The organism is Paraconexibacter algicola (genome assembly GCF_003044185.1).
In the GTDB taxonomy this organism is placed as follows: Bacteria; Actinomycetota; Thermoleophilia; order Solirubrobacterales; family Solirubrobacteraceae; genus Paraconexibacter; species Paraconexibacter algicola.
Genome location: NZ_PYYB01000001.1, coordinates 587136 through 602366 on the forward strand (window position 1 = coordinate 587136; position 15231 = coordinate 602366).

The 15231-nt window shown below is 74.9% G+C and carries 17 protein-coding genes; 8 read left to right on the forward strand and 9 right to left on the reverse strand.

Features of this window, described 5'->3' with window-relative positions; all coding sequences use genetic code 11:
• Positions 1-68: 68 nt before the first annotated feature.
• A complete protein-coding gene (locus C7Y72_RS02750) occupies positions 69-1658 on the reverse strand; it encodes a solute symporter family protein (protein WP_199223838.1) in 1590 nt (529 codons plus the stop codon).
• On the reverse strand, positions 1655-2050 hold the full coding sequence (locus C7Y72_RS02755; protein ID WP_107567083.1) for a DUF485 domain-containing protein: 396 nt from the start codon (positions 2048-2050) through the stop codon (positions 1655-1657). The genes C7Y72_RS02750 and C7Y72_RS02755 overlap by 4 nt, the downstream gene beginning before the upstream one ends.
• A 176-nt stretch (positions 2051-2226) precedes the next feature.
• Between C7Y72_RS02755 and C7Y72_RS02760 the strand changes: the two genes are divergently transcribed.
• Genes C7Y72_RS02760 through C7Y72_RS02775 form a run of 4 tightly spaced genes read left to right on the forward strand, consistent with a single transcriptional unit; the run spans position 2227 to position 6264 of the window.
• Positions 2227-3414 carry a histidine kinase gene (locus C7Y72_RS02760; protein WP_107567084.1) on the forward strand — a complete coding sequence of 396 codons (1188 nt, stop codon included), beginning with the start codon at positions 2227-2229 and terminating at the stop codon, positions 3412-3414.
• Complete coding sequence (locus C7Y72_RS02765) at positions 3411-4190, forward strand: LytR/AlgR family response regulator transcription factor (protein WP_107567085.1); 780 nt, start codon at positions 3411-3413, stop codon at positions 4188-4190. The genes C7Y72_RS02760 and C7Y72_RS02765 overlap by 4 nt, the downstream gene beginning before the upstream one ends.
• Positions 4187-4525: a hypothetical protein gene (locus tag C7Y72_RS02770; protein ID WP_107567086.1), complete on the forward strand. Its 339-nt coding sequence runs from the start codon at positions 4187-4189 to the stop codon at positions 4523-4525. Before C7Y72_RS02765 ends, C7Y72_RS02770 begins: the two co-directional genes overlap by 4 nt.
• 2 nt (positions 4526-4527) lie before the next feature.
• Positions 4528-6264, forward strand: coding sequence for a sodium/solute symporter (locus C7Y72_RS02775; protein ID WP_107567087.1), 1737 nt, complete (start codon positions 4528-4530; stop codon positions 6262-6264).
• On the opposite strand, the gene C7Y72_RS02780 is transcribed toward C7Y72_RS02775, so the two are convergent.
• The 3 genes from C7Y72_RS02780 to C7Y72_RS22655 are packed head-to-tail and all read right to left on the reverse strand — an operon-like array spanning position 6261 to position 8630.
• Complete coding sequence (locus C7Y72_RS02780; RefSeq protein ID WP_154733416.1) at positions 6261-6671, reverse strand: hypothetical protein; 411 nt, start codon at positions 6669-6671, stop codon at positions 6261-6263. The genes C7Y72_RS02775 and C7Y72_RS02780 overlap by 4 nt on opposite strands.
• Entirely contained in the window at positions 6671-7645 is a 975-nt protein-coding gene (locus C7Y72_RS02785) for a hypothetical protein (protein ID WP_146175222.1), read from the reverse strand. The genes C7Y72_RS02780 and C7Y72_RS02785 overlap by 1 nt, the downstream gene beginning before the upstream one ends.
• A gap of 22 nt (positions 7646-7667) precedes the next feature.
• The gene (locus tag C7Y72_RS22655) at positions 7668-8630 is read right to left on the reverse strand and encodes an SCO4651 family lipoprotein (protein WP_158276592.1); all 963 of its coding nucleotides are present in this window, start codon (positions 8628-8630) and stop codon (positions 7668-7670) included.
• 58 nt (positions 8631-8688) lie between these two features.
• Between C7Y72_RS22655 and C7Y72_RS02790 the strand changes: the two genes are divergently transcribed.
• Both C7Y72_RS02790 and C7Y72_RS02795 read left to right on the forward strand, forming a co-directional pair.
• Positions 8689-9807: a saccharopine dehydrogenase family protein gene (locus C7Y72_RS02790; protein WP_158276593.1), complete on the forward strand. Its 1119-nt coding sequence runs from the start codon at positions 8689-8691 to the stop codon at positions 9805-9807.
• Positions 9804-10730: a class I SAM-dependent methyltransferase gene (locus C7Y72_RS02795; RefSeq protein ID WP_107567090.1), complete on the forward strand. Its 927-nt coding sequence runs from the start codon at positions 9804-9806 to the stop codon at positions 10728-10730. The genes C7Y72_RS02790 and C7Y72_RS02795 overlap by 4 nt, the downstream gene beginning before the upstream one ends.
• 19 nt (positions 10731-10749) lie before the next feature.
• On the opposite strand, the gene C7Y72_RS02800 is transcribed toward C7Y72_RS02795, so the two are convergent.
• The gene (locus tag C7Y72_RS02800) at positions 10750-11088 is read right to left on the reverse strand and encodes a TfoX/Sxy family protein (protein WP_107567091.1); all 339 of its coding nucleotides are present in this window, start codon (positions 11086-11088) and stop codon (positions 10750-10752) included.
• The gene (locus C7Y72_RS02805; RefSeq protein ID WP_158276594.1) at positions 11088-11789 is read right to left on the reverse strand and encodes an SGNH/GDSL hydrolase family protein; all 702 of its coding nucleotides are present in this window, start codon (positions 11787-11789) and stop codon (positions 11088-11090) included. Before C7Y72_RS02805 ends, C7Y72_RS02800 begins: the two co-directional genes overlap by 1 nt.
• Here C7Y72_RS02805 and C7Y72_RS02810 point away from each other — a divergent pair.
• Positions 11788-12072: a hypothetical protein gene (locus C7Y72_RS02810; RefSeq protein WP_233243692.1), complete on the forward strand. Its 285-nt coding sequence runs from the start codon at positions 11788-11790 to the stop codon at positions 12070-12072. The two genes, C7Y72_RS02805 and C7Y72_RS02810, sit on opposite strands and share 2 nt — an antisense overlap.
• 3 nt (positions 12073-12075) lie before the next feature.
• Here the strand turns inward: C7Y72_RS02810 and C7Y72_RS02815 are convergent, their stop codons facing one another.
• Entirely contained in the window at positions 12076-13191 is a 1116-nt protein-coding gene (locus C7Y72_RS02815; protein ID WP_107567094.1) for a lysylphosphatidylglycerol synthase transmembrane domain-containing protein, read from the reverse strand.
• Between the two features lie 82 nt (positions 13192-13273).
• On the opposite strand from C7Y72_RS02815, the gene purT reads away from it, so the two are divergent.
• Positions 13274-14497 (forward strand): formate-dependent phosphoribosylglycinamide formyltransferase, encoded by a 1224-nt coding sequence (gene purT / locus C7Y72_RS02820; protein ID WP_107567095.1) that lies wholly within the window; start codon positions 13274-13276, stop codon positions 14495-14497.
• A gap of 25 nt (positions 14498-14522) precedes the next feature.
• On the opposite strand, the gene C7Y72_RS02825 is transcribed toward purT, so the two are convergent.
• The gene (locus tag C7Y72_RS02825; RefSeq protein ID WP_158276595.1) at positions 14523-15179 is read right to left on the reverse strand and encodes an HAD family hydrolase; all 657 of its coding nucleotides are present in this window, start codon (positions 15177-15179) and stop codon (positions 14523-14525) included.
• Between the last annotated feature and the right edge of the window lie 52 nt (positions 15180-15231).

Here is a 15231-nt window from a genome sequence, read left to right on the forward strand (position 1 = left end):
GCACCCCCGAACGCGGGGATACGCCGACCGGGCGGGTGGTTGCAGGGACGTTGCGGGGTGAGCGAGCCCTAGTGCGCCACGGCGCCCTCGGCGCCGATGCCGGTCTCCGCCCGCACGTTCAGCTCGTGGAACGACCGCTCCGCCGCGGAGGACCGCGACAGCACCGTGCCGAGGTAGCAGCCGAGGAAGCCGAGCGGGATCGACACGATGCCCGGGTTCGCCAGCGTCCAGCCGATCGGGGACCCCTCGGAGTCCGGCCCCGGCCACACCTTCGGCGAGACGATCACGAGAAAGATCGAGCTGATCACGCCGACCGCGACCCCGGTGATCGCCCCGGTGGTGTTGAACCGCTTCCACGTGAGCGCCAGCAGCAGCGCCGGGAAGTTCGCGCTCGCCGCGACCGCGAACGCGAGGCCGACCATGAACGAGACGTTCAGCCCCTGGCCGCCGATGATCGCGACCGCGATGGCGATGGCGCCGATCGAGATCGCGGCGATCCGGGCGACGAGCACCTCCTCGTGCTCGGACTCCCGGCCGCGGCGGATGACGCCGGACCAGAGGTCGTGGGCGACCGCGCCCGAGGCGCTGATGACCAGGCCGGCGACGACCGCGAGGATCGTGGCGAACGCGACCGCCGCGATGACGGCGAGCATCAGGTCCCCGCCGAGCGTGCCCGGACCGCCGCCGAGCTCCTCGGCCAGCAGCGGTGCGGCGAGATTGCCGCCCGCGCCCGCAGCGGCCTCGCCGCCGGTCCCGAGGATCGCGCGGGCGCCGAAGCCCAGCGCGGTCGTCATGACGTAGAACGCGCCGATCAGGAAGACGGCCCAGACGACGCTGGAGCGCGCGGCCTTCGCGTTGGGCACGGTGAAGAACCGCATGAGGATGTGCGGCAGGCCCGCGGTGCCGAGCACGAGGCCCAGGCCGAGCGAGACCGTGTCGATGGGGTTCGTGTAGAACAGCCCGGGCGCGAGGTACGCGTCGCCGCTGGGCGACTCGTCGCGCGCCTTGTTGAACAGGTCGATCGGGTTGCCACCGATCTTGACCAGCACCATGATCGTCAGCGCGGTCGCCGCGCCCATGAGCATCACGGCCTTGACGATCTGCACCCAGGTCGTCGCGAGCATGCCGCCGAAGACGACGTAGCAGAGCATGAAGATGCCGGTGATCAGCACCGACGTCGTGAAGCTCAGGCCGACGAGCGCCTGGATCAGCACCCCGGCGCCGACCATCTGCGCGATCAGGTAGAACGCCGCGACTGCGAGCGTGCCGGAGGCCGCCGCGACCCGCGCGGGCTCCTGCTTGAGGCGGAAGCTCAGGACGTCCGCGATCGTGTACTTGCCCGCGTTGCGCATCCGCTCGGCGAGCAGGAACAGCACCGTCAGGAACGCGACGAGGAAGCCGACGGAGTACAGGAACCCGTCGAAGCCGAACAGGAAGATGAGGCCCGCGATCCCCAGGAACGAGGCGGCGGACATGTAGTCGCCCGCGATCGCGAAGCCGTTCTGCACGCCGCTGATGCCCCGCCCGGCGGCCCAGAAGTCGGCGGCGGAGCTCGTGCGCCGGGACGCCCAGAAGGTGATCCAGAGGGTGATGCCCAGGACGACCGCGAAGATCGAGAGGGCGAGCTCGTTGAGGTCGGCGGCCAGCGGCAGACTCACGCCCGATCACCCCCGGAGACCGTCGCCGCGCGGGTGTCGGCCTCGGCGCGGGCGGCGATCGCGTCGCGCAGCGGGTCGAGCTCCCGCTCGGAGTAGCGGACGTACGCGACCGACAGGCCCCAGACCATGAAGAACTGCGTCAGGGCGACCGCGTAGCCGACCGTGAAGCCCTGGTAGAGCGACTCGCCCATGAAGCCGTCGGCGTAGCCGGCCAGCAGGATGAACGCGAGGTACCAGGTCAGGAACCCCACGGTGGCGGGGACGACGAAGCGGCGGCGCTTCGCGACGAGCTCACGGAACTCGGGGGAGGCCTCGATCGCCTCCCAGTCGGGCTCGTGCGGCGGACCGCCGGTGGGGACGTCGACGCGCCCCTCGGTGGTGGTGACGGACATCGGGTGACTGCTCCTCTCCTCGGAATGGACCCGGAGCCGACCGTCCCCGGGACCCCGCTCGTCTGCCAGCGTCGGGTCCGCCGACCGGCGCGATCGCGCGACGAGCGGTGGCTGGGGCACGACGAGCGGTCACCGTTCGACGCGCTCCGGGCGCGGGGCTAGGCTCGCCCCCGGTCATGGACGTCCTGCTCGGCGTGCTCCTGGGTCTCGCGCTCGCCGCCTCGATCGCGGCGGGGTCCCGCCTGCTCGCCGCCCCGCGGCGCGTCCTCTCCCCCGAGGCGACCGCCACGCGCGCCGCCCTGCACACCGTCACCTCGACGCTGCCGCACCTGCGCCGCGGCCTGGACGCCAACAGCGCCACCACGGCCGCCCCGTACCTGCGGGCGCTCGTCGGGTCCCCCGCGCTGGCGCTGACCGACGGGCACGTCGTGCTCGCGTTCGAGGGGCCCGGGTCCGAGCACCACTGCGCCGGGGACGCGGCCGCCCCGCTGTTCGTGCCCGCCCACGCCGACCGCGTGCACGTCGAGCCGCACTGGCACTGCGCCGACCCGGGCTGCCCGCACGGGGTCGCGGTGACCGCGCCGCTGCACGCCGGCCAGCGCCACGCGGGCACGCTGGTGGCGCTCTACCCGCGCGACCGGCGACTGGTGCCGGAGGACACCCAGGTGGTGCAGGACGCGGCGATGCTCGTCGGCGCGCAGCTCGCGCAGGCCGAGCTCGATGCGCAGGGCGCCCGCTTGGCGGAGGCGGAGCTGCGGGCCCTGCGCGCGCAGATCAGCCCGCACTTCGTCTACAACGCGCTCGCCGCGATCGCCGCGCAGATCCACGCCGACCCCGACGAGGCCCGCGAGCTGCTGACCGACTTCGCGGAGTTCACCCGCTACGCGTTCCGTGGCCGCCGGCCGTACGTGACGCTCGCCGACGAGCTCCGCTACGTCGAGAAGTACCTGCGGCTCGAGCAGGCCCGCTTCGGGGAGCGGCTGACGATCCGCATCGAGGTCGCCCCGGAGGTGCTGCCCGCCGTCGTGCCGGTGCTGAGCGTGCAGCCGCTGGTGGAGAACGCGGTCCGCCACGGCGTCGAGGCGCACGGGGGCCGCGGGCACCTGGAGATCCTCGGCCGCGACCTCGGCCCGGACGTCGAGCTGCGCGTCCACGACGACGGTCCCGGGATGTCGGCCGACCGGGCGCGCGAGGTGCTCGTCGGCGGTCGGGAGGACGGCGGCATCGGCGTGTCGAACGTCGACGGGCGGATGCGGGCCGCGTTCGGGGAGGACTACGGGCTGCGGATCGACACCGCGCCCGGGGAGGGCACCGGCGTCGTCATGACCGTGCCGAAGTTCCGAGCGGGGGTGCGGGCGTCGTGACCGCCGCGCCGCTGACCGTGCTCGCCGTCGACGACGAGCGCCCGGCGCTGGAGGACCTCGCGCGGATGCTGCGCGCCTCCGACCGGGTCGGGGAGGTCGTCACCGCCGCGGGTGCCAAGGACGCGCTGCTGGAGCTCGCGCAGCGCCGCTTCGACGCCGTCTTCCTCGACGTGCGGATGCCGGGCCTGGACGGTGTCGAGCTCGCCCGCGTCGCCGGTCGCTTCGCGCACCCGCCGGCGCTGGTGTTCGTCACCGCGTACGAGTCCGCGGCGGTCGACGCGTTCGCGCTGCACGCCCTCGACTACCTGATGAAGCCGGCGAGCCGGGCGCGGATCGACGAGGCGCTCGCGCGTGTCCAGGCGCACGTGGCCGAGGCGTCCGCGCCTCCTGCGGGCGGGGAGCGCCCCGGCGACCCCGACGAGGTGCCGTGGGACGACGGCGGCGACGTCGTCCCGGTCGACAACGTCCGCGGTGGCGGCACGCGGCTGCTGCAGCGCAGCTCGATCCTCTACCTGCAGGCGCACGGCGACTACGTGCGGATCGTCAGCGACGACGGCCGCTTCCTGCTGCGCGCGCGGCTGCACGACATCGAGCGGCGCTGGACGCCGCACGGCTTCGCGCGCGTCCACCGGGCCTACCTCGTCAACCTCCGCCGTGCGGTCGAGCTGCAGCCGCAGCTGAACGGGACCGCGGTGCTGCGCCTGGCGGACGGCAGCGAGGTGCCGATCTCCCGCCGCCAGGTCGGGGACCTGCGGCGGCGGCTCCAGGTGCGATGAGCACGCCGGACCGCCGTCCCGTCCGGTCCCCGCGCGACGAGCTCGTCGACCAGACCCCGGTCGGCGGCATCTACCTGCGGCGGCTCGTGCGCGCGCAGCTGACGCTGTCGCTCGTGTCGCTCGTCGCCTTCGGCGGGCTGCTCGGCGCGCTGCCGATCGCCCTGTACGTCGTGCCGTCGCTCAGCTCCGCGGCCGTGCTCGGCGTGCCCTGGGCGATCGTCCTCCTCGGACCCCCGGTGTTCCTCGTGCTGCTCGGCGTCGGCTGGCTGTACGCACGGCGCGCGGACGCGCTGGACGAGGCGTTCCGCGACCTCGTCCACGACGACCGTCCCTGACGATGCTGTCGATCCTCGCGGTGTCGGTGGTGACGCTCGGGGCGGTCGGCCTGGGCGCGTGGGGCGTGCGGTTCGCGCGCACCACGAGCGACTTCTTTGTCGCGTCGCGCGCGATCAGCCCGTGGTGGAACGCGGCGGCGATCAGCGGCGAGTACCTGTCGGCCGCGTCGTTCCTGGGCATCGCCGGACTGCAGATGAAGCTCGGTGCCAGCGCCCTGTGGCTGCCGGTCGGGTTCACCGCCGGGTACGTCGCCCTGCTGCTGTTCGTGGCGGCCCCGCTGCGCCGTTACGGCTCGTACACGATCCCGGACTTCGCGGAGGCGCGGCTCGACGCGCCGCGGATGCGGCTGCTCGCCGCCGGGGTCGTGCTGGTGATCGGCGGCTTCTATCTCGTGCCGCAGCTGAAGGGCGCCGGGATCGCGCTCGGGGTCGTGACCGGGGCCCCGTACTGGGTCGGGGTCGTGGGCGCGGGGGTCGTCGTGGCGCTCGTCGTCGCGCTGGGCGGGATGCGCGGGATCACCTACGTGCAGGCGTACCAGTACTGGGTGAAGACGTTCGCGATCCTCGTGCCCGCGTGCCTGCTGCTGATCCACCTCGGCGGTCTGCCGCAGCGCAGCGCGCTGTTCGGGCAGGAGCTGCCGCGCGCCCCGGCCGCCGGGCTCGTGGTGTCCCTCGACGCGCCGACCGACGTCACGTTCCCCGCCGCCGCGACCTACACGATCGACGGGGTGCGCGCGTCCGCCGCGGCGGGCGAGGAGCGCACGCTGGCCGCCGGGGCGCTGCGGCTGCCCGCCGGGACGGTCGTGCCGGTCGCCGAGGGGATCGAAGCGCAGCGCGGCGAGGACTGGATCCGCCCGATCAGCGACGAGGGCCGGGCGTCCCCGCTGTTCGTCGGCTCGCTGCTGCTGGCCACGTTCCTCGGGACCATGGGCCTGCCGCACATCCTCGTCCGCTTCTACACGAACCCGGACGGGCCGGCCGCGCGCCGCACGACCGTCCGGGTGCTCGGGCTGCTCGGGCTGTTCTACGTCTTCCCGGTCGTCTACGGGCTCCTCGGGCGCGTCCTGACGCCGCAGCTGTACGTGACCGGCGCCACCGACGAGGTCGTGCTGCGCCTGCCCGAGGCCGCGATGCCCGGGCTGGGCGGCGAGATCCTCGCCGCGCTCGTCGCGGCCGGCGCGTTCGCCGCGTTCCTGTCGACCGCGTCGGGGCTGCTCGTGTCGATCGCCGGGACGATCAGCCACGACCTGCGCCGCGCGCGCGGCGGGCGCGGCGGGCGCGGCGCGCGCGGCGGGCGCGGCGCCGACGTGCGCACCCGCCGGTTCCGCGGCGCGGCGCTCGGCGGCATGCTCGTGCCGGTCGTGCTTGCGCTCGTCGCCCGCGGCGTCGACATCTCGCTGCTCGTCGGCTGGGCCTTCGCGCTCGCGGCGAGCACGTTCTGCCCGCTGTTCCTGCTCGGGATCTGGTGGACGGGGCTGACGTCGACCGGGGCGGCCGCCGGCATGCTCGCCGGGGCGGCGACCGCGACGGCCGCGATCGTCGTCGGGGTGCTCAGCGGCGGCGAGGCCGTCACCGCCGGGGACGCCGTGCTCGCGCAGCCCGCGGTGCTCAGCGTGCCCGTGGCGTTCGCGACGATGGTGCTCGTGTCGCTGCGCACCCCGGCGCGCCTGCCGCGCGACGTGGAGGGCCAGTTGCGCGCGCTGCACGCCCCCGAGGGGCTCGGACTGCCCGCCCGCTAGTCGCGGTCGCGCCCGCGGCGCCCGGCGGCGATCGCCAGGCCGGTGAAGCCGACGCTCGTGGCCACGAACGACGCGGCCGCGCCCGCCACGTAGGCGGGGTGCTCGTCGACGTCGGGGCGGAACGCCAGCGGCAGGAACGCCATCGCGTTCGTCCACGCCCCCACCTGCAGGGCGCGTGCCGCGTAGCGCGGCGGCTCGGGGACGGCGAGGCCGCAGACGACCGTGGCGGTGCCGAGCATCGCCAGGTCGAGATGCCACTGGCGCACCCGGGCGGTGTTGCGGATGCCCAGGCGCCGCGCGAGCTCGGGCTGCTGGCGGGCCAGCGTGTACACCCAGCCGCTCAGCGCCCCGGCTGCGAGCTCGGCCATGCCGGACCGCACGAGGGTGTCGCCGGTCGGGCGGCCCATCAGCGGCGCTTGCGCTTCTTCTTGTTCGAGGAGACGTGCGGCTTGCTCGGCGTGGGGGTGTCGTCGGCCGACGGGGGCGGCGGGGTCGCCTTGCGCCGCTCCGGCTCAGGCTCGGACGCGGCGGCGCCGCCCGCCTTCGCGCGCTCGCGCGCCTCGCGCAGCTCCTGCTGGGTCGGCCACGGCTCGGCGCGGCCGGACTGCCATGCCGGCGGCACGCCACCGGCGGTCCAGAGCTGCATGAACAGGAAGCCGAGCGCGACGAGCCAGAACGCCTGCACGACCGGCAGCTGGCCGCCGATCGGGATGACGAAGAGGACGCCGACGATGATCCCCAGCGTGCCCATGAAGCGCGTGAGCAGCCCGGCGCGCATCGCGTTCAGCGCGACGAGCACGAACGCGAAGCCGATCGCCAGGACGCCGACCTGCCGCAGGATCTGGGAGACGATCAGCAGGTCGGAGGCCTGCAGGACGTCATGGGCGGTCCGGGTCGAGAAGTCCCCGGAGCTGACGAAGTCGCGGGCGCGGACGGCGACGACGACCTGGAGCATCAGGCCGCTGATCGCGACGAGCGCGGGACCGGCGATCACCGCGTAGATCACCGAGCGCGGGAACTCCTTGCGCCGCGCGCTCGTGGCGCGCGCCAGGTAGGACAGCGGGACGGCGGTGAGCAGGGCGCCGAGCGCGAGCACGCCGCTGAGCAGCAGCAGCGTGACCATCTTGTCGTCGTAGAACTGGATCTGCGCGGTGCGCAGGCCTTCCCGCCCGATGTCCTGCCCGGCGGCGTCCCGGAGCGCGTCGAGCAGCAGGACGCTCGGGAGGTCCTGGTAGACGAGCCCGGCGGCGATGCCGCCGCCGAGCGTCAGGACCCCGGCGAGGATGCTGGCGATGCCGGCGCGGGTGCGCCACTCGCTCTCGCGAGCCAGGATCTCCTCGACCGGGACGTCCGTCTCGGCAGGGCTCTTCACTCGCGCCACGGCGAGTGATTGTACGGCCAGCTCAGCCGTTCTGCGTGCCCGGCAGCCCGCCGGCGCCGGAGAGGCCCTGCTTGAGCAGGTTGCCCAGCAGCTGGGCCGCGTCGTAGGTGTCGCCGGCCGCCGGCGCGGTCAGGTCGAGCTTCGTCCCGAAATCCGACAGGACGTACTCCTGCTCGACGGTGCCGCCGGGCACGCCGTTCTGGGCGGGGAGCTTCACGGTGCTCGTGATCTTCCGCGCGACGCCGTCCTCGCCGACGTACAGGTCCGCGGGGATCTGCGTGTCGAGCCCGAGGGCCTCCGAGCCGCCCGCGAGCTTCTCGAGGTCGCCGAGCAGCTTGTTGATGCGGTCCTTCTGCTCGGCCGGGAGGGCGTCGATCGCCTGCTGGGGCGAGTAGGTGCCGCGGAAGTGGGTGGTCGGCTGTCCGTCGACCTGGACCTCGCCGACCTTCTTCAGCGTCCCGATCGACTCCAGGAGCTTCAGCTGGCTGGCCGGGTCGACCGAGTAGAGCTTGTCGAGGCCGGTCGTGTCGACCCCGGCGGACTTCGCGAGCGCGCCGATGTCGAGCTTCAGCCACTCGGCCCCGCCCGGGAGGGCCGGGATGCCGGCGCCCTGGGGGAGCTTCACGTTGACGACACCGCCGTCGTAGAGCACCTCGACGGTCCCGGAGAGCGGCGCACCGAGGCTCTGCGCCAGCGGCGCGAGGTCGATCGTCATCCGGCCGGCGGGACGGTCCAGCGCGGTGACGCCGGACGCCTTCAGCGCGATCGGCTTGGGCAGCCCGGCGCCGCTGATGCGGACGCTCAGTGCGAGCTTCGCGCTGCTCTTCTGCGCCGTGCGCTGCGCGGCCTGCGCGACGCTGACGACGCCGCCGTTGGTGCCGCCCCCGCCGCCGTCGCCACCGTCGTCGTCGCCGCAGCCGGCGGCGAGGAGGGCCCCGGGGGCGAGCAGGGACGCGGTGGCCAGTGCGGCGACGAGACGCTTCATGGGGCCGAGGCTACCCGTCGGGAGCGCGAATCATGCCGCTCGCCGGTACGGTCACGCGATGCCCGAGCAGCAGTCCTCCGCCCCCGTCGCCGTCTACGGCGCGACCGGCTACACCGGCAAGCTCGTCGTCGCGGAGCTGCGGCGCCGCGGACTCGAGGTCGTCGTGAGCGGCCGGTCCGCCGACTCGCTGGCCCGCGTGGCCGCCGACAACGGGTTGCCGTCGAGCGCCGTGCGCCCCGCCCCGGCCGACGACGAGGCCGCGCTCGCCCGCGTCTTCGAGGACTGCGCCGCCGTGATCGCGTGCGCCGGCCCGTTCCTCCAGGTCGGCGAGCCGGTGCTGCGCGCCGCCATCGCCTCCGGCACCCACTACGTCGACACGACCGGCGAGCAGCCGTTCATCAAGCTCGCGCTCGAGCGCTACGGCGTGGACGCGGCGCGGGCCGGGGTCGCCGTCGTCAGCGGCCTCGGCTTCGACTACCTGCCCGGCGACCTGCTCTGCGCCGTGACCGCCGAGGGCCTCGGGCCGCTGCGGGAGCTGCGGATCACCTACGCGGTCCAGGGCTTCGGCGCGACGCGCGGCACGATGCACAGCGCGCTGCTGATGATGGGCGGCGAGGAGTGGGAGTACCGCGGCGGGCGGCTCGCCAAGGCGCCGCTGCGCCAGCCGCTGGGCGAGACCGCCGACATCCCCGGCCTCGGCCGCGTGCCGGTCGCCCGCTACCCGTCGGGCGAGGTCGTGACCGTTCCCCGTCACGTCCACACGCAGGAGATCGTCTCGCGCATCACGGCGGCGACCTTCGCGCCGCACCCGCGCGCCGCGAAGGCCGTCCCCGCCCTGACCCCGGGCATCGCGGCACTGCTGCGCACGCCGCTGCGCGGGGTCCTCGACAAGGCGATCGACCGGCTGCCCGCCGGCCCGCCCGAGGACGCGCGCCGGGCCGCCGCCTACACGCTCGTCGCCGACGCGGTCCCCGCCAACGGCTCCGCCCCCCGGCGCGGCGTCCTGCGCGGCACCGACGTCTACGGGATCACCGCGGTCACGACCTCGCACGCCGCGCAGCTCCTGTCCGACCCGGCCTACGACCGGGCCGGTGCCCTGGCGCCCGCGGAGGCGTTCGACGCCCGCCCGTTCCTCGACGCGCTCGGCGAGCACGGCATCAGCTACGAGGTGGCGTGACGGTCTGCCCGGCCTGCGGGGCGCGCGTCGCCCCGTGGCGGGACGTGCCGTCCGGCGAGCCGGGCGTCGCGCCGCTGCCGGTCGGGCGCTGCGCGGCCTGCGGCACCGGGGTGACGCTCGCCGCCCCGGCCGCGCAGGAGGACTTCCACGAGTCGGGCGCCTACGCGCCGGTCGCGCCGCGCGGCGCGGCGCTCGCCGCACCGCTGCTGGCGCGCTTCGACCGGCAGCGCCTGCGGCTCCTGGCGCGCGCCTGTCCCGCCCCGGCCCGCGTCGTGGACGCGGGCGCCGGACGGGGCCGCTTCGTCGCCGCCGCCCGGGCCGCGGGCTACGACGCCACCGGCGTCGAGCCGACCGCGCGCGGCGTCGACATGGCCGCCTCGCGGTACGGCGTCGCGCTCGTCCGCGCCGCGATCGAGGACGCGCCCGTGCCCGCCGCGAGCGTCGACGCGGTCTCGCTGTGGCACGTGCTCGAGCACGTGGATGACCCGGCCGCCACGCTGCGGACCCTGCGGTCCTGGCTGCGGCCCGGCGGTGTGCTGCTGCTCGGCGTCCCGAACCTCGCGAGCTGGCAGGCGCGGATCGGCGGCGACCGCTGGTGGCACCTCGACCTGCCCCGCCACCGCACCCACTTCACGACGACCGGGCTGCGCGCGCTGCTGCGCCGCGAGGGCTTCACGGTCGAGCACGAGCAGCACCTGCTGCTGGAGCACAACCCGTTCGGGCTCTGGCAGTCCGCGGTGTCGCGCGTGACGCCGACGCCCTCCTGGCTCTACTACGCGCTCAAGCGCGTCGCCCCGCTGCGGGCCGCCGACGCGCTCCCGACCGTCGCGGCGATGCCGCTGCTCCCGGTCGCCGCGGGCGTGGAGGCCGCGGCCGGGCTCGCCCGGCGCGGCGGCACGGTCGCGGTGCTCGCGCGCACCTGACCGGCCGCTGCGCGGCGCGTCAGGCGCCCTTCGGCGGAAGACCGGCCACGACCGCCAGCCCCCGGTCCACCCAGGCGCGCAGTGCGGCGTCGTCCTCCAGCTGCGCCGTGGCGACGCGCAGCCAGCCGTCCATCTCGCGGCCGCCCATCACCATGCGCTCGACCCCCTGCTGCTCGACCAGCGCGGCCGAGGTCGCCGGGTCGACGCGCACGAGCAGGCCGCCGGTGCCGGACGCGCAGACCGCCATGTGCCCGTGCACGAGGAACGCGAGGCCGCCGAACATCCGCTTCTCGGTCACGGCGTCGCGGTCGGCGAGCGCGGCGCGCAGCCGCAGGGCGAGGTCCTCGTCGTGGGCCATCAGGGGATCCTGACGCGGGCGGCGAGGCGGCGGTAGCCGGCGACCGACGGGTGGTCCCCCTCGATCGTCAGGTCCGTGCGCATCCGACCGGGCGCCGCCGGGTCCTCCAGCGCCGTGTACCAGGGGGCGACCGGGACACCTTCCCGCCGGCCGATCGCGCGGATCCGCCGGTTCAGGTCGTCGATCAGCGGCGCCGCGGCGGGGTAGCCGTTGTTCCACGGCAGCAGCTCGACCATCGCCACCCGCAGGCCCGCGGCCTTCCCGCGCCGCACCATCGTGTCGAGGTCGTCGGCGGCGTCGGCGACCGGACGGCCCTGGGCGATGTCGTTGATCCCGCCCTGCACGACGAGCACGTCGGCCCCGCGCGCGCACCCGTCGAGGCGCTGCGCGATCTCGTCGGTGCGCTGCCCGTTGATCCCGCAGTTGCGCACCTCGGTCCCGGGGTGGTCGCGCTCGTACCAGTACGCCCACTGGGAGCGCTCGTCGAGCGCCGGCCCGATCTGGGCGCGCACCGACGGGTCGGGATCCCACAGCGGCGTCCCCGCGGTGATGGAGTCCCCGAGGGCGGCGACGACGGTCGTCGCACGTCGCTCGGCGGGCGGGTCCGGCCGGGGACCGGCCCCGGCACTCCCGGGGTCGTCCCCGCACGCGGCGAGCAGCAGGGAGAGCGCGAGGAGACCCGCGAGGGCGAGGAGGCGCATGTGCGACGATCTGGTCATGGACGGTTTCGGTGGTCTTTTCGGCGATCCAGAAGAGCTCCAGAAGCGGATGGCGGAGTTCGCGGATCAGATGCAGGGCCAGCAGCGCCTGGCCTGGGCGGACAACGCGATCAAGCTCGCGGTGGACATGACGGTCGCGGCCGTCAACCGGATCAACCTGCAGGGAGACGCTGAGGCCCAGGCCCAGCAGATCCGGCAGGTGATGGCGGTGGTCTTCCCGGAGGCGGTCACGTTGGTCCGCGAGGCGCGCCAGGGCCTGCAGTAGCGCTCAGCGCTTCGCGCGGCGCGACGCCCGCCGAGCCCGCCGCTCGGCGCGGTCCCGTGCGGTCGCGGCCTCCTCGTCCAGCCAGGACTCGCCGGGCGGGGCCGCCGCGCGCGCACCCGCGGTCGCGACGACCGTCTCCCCCTCCGGCGCGAACCCGACCTCGGCGTCCTCCCGCCCCCGCGCGGCCTTCCCCGCGTCGATGACCTCGCGGAACGAGCGGAAGCGGAAGATCGTGACGATCGCGAGGAAGCCGAGGCCGATGCTGAACGCGGCGATCGCGATCTGCTGGCCGACCGAGTAGGCCGCCGCGCCCGCGCCGAACACCTTCACGAGGAACGCCTGCTGCACGCCCGCACCGCCGGGCGTGAACGGCACGATCGCCGCGACCGCGTTGACGCCGAGCACGAGCAGCACGTTCTTCACCGAGCCGCCGATGTTGAACGCTTCGAGCAGGCACCAGAACGCCGTGAAGCGGAAGCACCAGCCGTAGAACTGGAAGGCGAAGACCTCCCGCAGGTAGCGCGGCCGGTCGTAGAGGATCGTCAGACCCTGCTGCACGCGCGCCCAGAACGCCTGCACGCGCCGCGACAGCACCGCGAAGAGCACGAGCGAGAGCACCCCGAGCGCGGTGAGGAAGAACAGCGTGAACCGCGGATGGCTGGCGAAGAAGCTCAGGTCGAACGCGCCGAGCGCCGCGAAGTCCGGGGGCTTGGGGAAGACGCCCTGCGAGAACGCGAAGGTGAGGATGAAGATCCCCATCGTCAGGTCGAAGACGCCCTCGACGAAGAACGCGGCGCCGACCGCCGGGTAGGACGAGCGGGGCACCGACGTCTTCGTGAGGAACAGCTTCATCACGTCGCCGCCGCGCGCCGGCACGACGTTGTTGAAGCCGTACGCGGCGACGTACGCGCCCCAGATGCGGCGGAACTCGATCCGCTCCGCCGGGTACGCGGCCCGCAGCACGTGGAAGAACGCGCGGGCGCGGAAGCTCAGGTAGATGCCGAACGCAGCGAGGCCGAGCGCCAGCCACTGGAACTGCACGTCCGCGAGGTTCCCGACGAACTCCTCGACGGCGTCGACGAACTTCGAGACGTCCTCGCTGATGCTCGCGATCGGCACGGGCCACGAGGGTACGCGATGGCCGCGCCGGGGCTCGGGGTCGCGGGCGAGGACGGCGGCGCCGTGCGATCATCGCGCGCCCATGGGCATCCAGGAGACGATCGGCACCCCGGGCACCGCAGGCGCGACGCGCCTGGTGCTCCTCGGCAGCGGCGAGCTCGGCCGGGAGGTCGCGCTCGAGGCGATGCGGCTCGGCGCCGAGGTCGTGGCGGTCGACCGCTACGCGGGGGCGCCCGCGATGCAGGTCGCGCACCGCTTCCACGTCGTCGACATGACCGACCCGGCGGCGCTCCGCGCCGTCCTCGAGGAGGAGCGCGGTCGCCCGTGCGCGGCGCTGCACGTCGTCCCCGAGATCGAGGCGATCGCCACCGAGGTGCTCGTCGAGCTCGAGGCCGACGGCCTGCTCGTGACGCCGACCGCGCGCGCCGCCCGGCTGACGATGGACCGGGAGGGCATCCGCCGGCTCGCCGCGGAGGAGCTCGGGCTGCTGACGTCGCCCTACCGGTTCTGCGAGAGCGCCGAGGAGGTCGACGCCGCCGTCGCCGCGCTCGGCGTGCCCTGCGTGGTGAAGCCCGTCATGTCCTCGTCCGGCAAGGGCCAGTCGGTCGTGCGCAGCGCCGACGGCGGCCGCGCCGCCTGGGACTACGCCCAGGAGGGGTCGCGCACGAGCATCGCCCGCGTGATCGTCGAGGGCTTCGTCGAGTTCGACTACGAGATCACGCTGCTGACCGTCCGCCACGCGGGCGGCACCTCGTTCTGCGCCCCGATCGGGCACGTGCAGGAGGACGGGGACTACCGCGAGTCGTGGCAGCCGCAGCCGATGAGCGACGCGGCCGCCGCGCGCGCCGAGGAGGTCGCCCGCGCGGTCACCGAGGCGCTCGGCGGGCACGGCCTGTTCGGCGTGGAGCTGTTCGTCGTCGGCGACGACGTGCTGTTCAGCGAGGTCTCCCCGCGCCCGCACGACACCGGGATGGTGACGATGGCGACGCAGGCACTCAGCGAGTTCGGACTGCACGCCCGGGCGATCCTCGGCCTCCCCGTGCCCGCCGGCCGGGTGCCGCTGCGCGCCCCGGGGGCGAGCGCGGTCGTGCTCGGGTCCGACACGGTCGAGGCCCCGGTCTTCGCCGGGGTCGCCGCCGCGCTCGCGACCGACGACCGGATCGACCTGCGCCTGTTCGGCAAGCCGGAGTCGCGGCCGGGCCGCCGGCTGGGCGTCGCTCTCGCGACCGGCCCGGACGCGGACGCGGCGCGCACGCTCGCGCGGGACGCCGCCGCGCACGTGCGCGTGGAAGCCGGGCTGCGCTGACCCGGCTCCCGGGGCCGGGGCTGGCTCAGCGCAGGCCGAGCGCGGCGTGGACCGCGTCGTCGGCGAGCGAGCCGGCGAGCAGGTCCGCGTGCGGCAGCTCGGTCCCGGGCAGGTAGGGCACGCCGATCACGAACATGCCCGCGGCGTGGGCGGCGGCGACCCCGGGGGGCGAGTCCTCCAGGCCCGCGCAGCGCTCCGCGGGCACGCCGAGCGCCGCGGCGGCGGCGAGGTACAGGTCCGGTGCGGGCTTGGGGTGCTCGACGTCGTCGGCGGTCAGGACGATCGCGAAGCGGTCACGGACGCCGCCGACGGTGAGCGCGCGCTCGCAGAAGGGCCGCGAGCTGTTGGACGCCAGCGCGAACGGGCGGCCGGCCGCCTCGAGCGCGTCGAGCAGCTCGAGCGCCCCGGGGCGCGGCGGGCAGCCGCCGAGCAGCTCCTCCATGACGAGGTCGTGCAGCTCGTCCATGAGCGCGATCCCCTCCCCCGGCCGGTCGAGCATCTCCTCGAGCTTGCGGGCGGCAACCGCGCGCGAGCTGCCGATGATGTAGCGCTTGTGCTCGTCGGTGAACGTGCGGTCGCGGCGGGCGAAGAGCGTCACCTCGGCGCGCGTCCACGCGACCTCGGTGTCCAGGAGCAGGCCGTCGTTGTCGAAGACGACGGCGTCGGGCGGCGTGGCGGTCACGACGCACATGGTGGCCGATCGACCCCCGCGAGCGTCGTTGCGCCAGATCGAC